1 protein-coding gene is annotated in these 759 nt (G+C 40.8%); it reads right to left on the bottom strand.

The genetic code is table 11. From position 1 onward, the window contains the following. Positions 1-759: IS4 family transposase (locus tag AC27G3_RS18155; RefSeq protein WP_487124044.1), on the bottom strand; the 759-nt coding region annotated here is incomplete at both ends.

The following is a 759-nucleotide window of genomic DNA, read 5'->3' on the forward strand; positions in this document are numbered from 1 at the left end:
TATAACTAGTCTTAGATATTCTAACGGTCCTCGGTTTGGGCCGTTTTCTTTTTTTAGGTAGCACAAACCTTTTCACTTTGGCTCGCATCGCTTTGAGTTTACTTGGGATGGTTCCTGGTTTTGCTATTGCGCACCACAACAGCTCATCTTGGATATAACGCAAGGCCATGGTGAAACTAATGCGCAGTGGAGGGACTTCTGCTTCTTTTGCTATCTGGCTTATTTCAACTCGCACAAGGTTATACGCAATTAATATCCCCCAAAGCTCCTGATAAATACCTGTTACCGTTTGACTACGTAACATCATTGAATTTTCAAGCTGTTGGCATTTTATTTCACCATAACCATTCTCGATTTCCCATCGCTCCCAATAAACATCAAGTAAGTCATCCTTTGTGTATATTTTGGGCGCAAGTAATGAAGTGATAAATCCTTTGATTTGGCCTTTAGGCTCTTGATAAGTCACCATTCTAGCTTGCCAAGTCTCTGGTAAACTAGGGTCTTGTTTTCTTGCATGCGCTGAAACATTCATTTCAATAAGACAATCTCCACGACTATATTCCTCAATAATTTTAAATCGTGTATTCGACTTTATCGGGGTCAGCCAATGGCTATCGGCATGCGCTCTTTGCCAATTAATCATTAATTCTGCTGATAAATAGCAGCGGTCAAATAGTGTAAGGCTTTGTTTAGGGATCTTGATGGATTTGGTGTGTGTAATTTCTCCTTGAGCGCATGGCCCAAAGGCGACATCATGAA

It is taken from the genome of Colwellia sp. SU-HH01217, assembly GCF_057543495.1.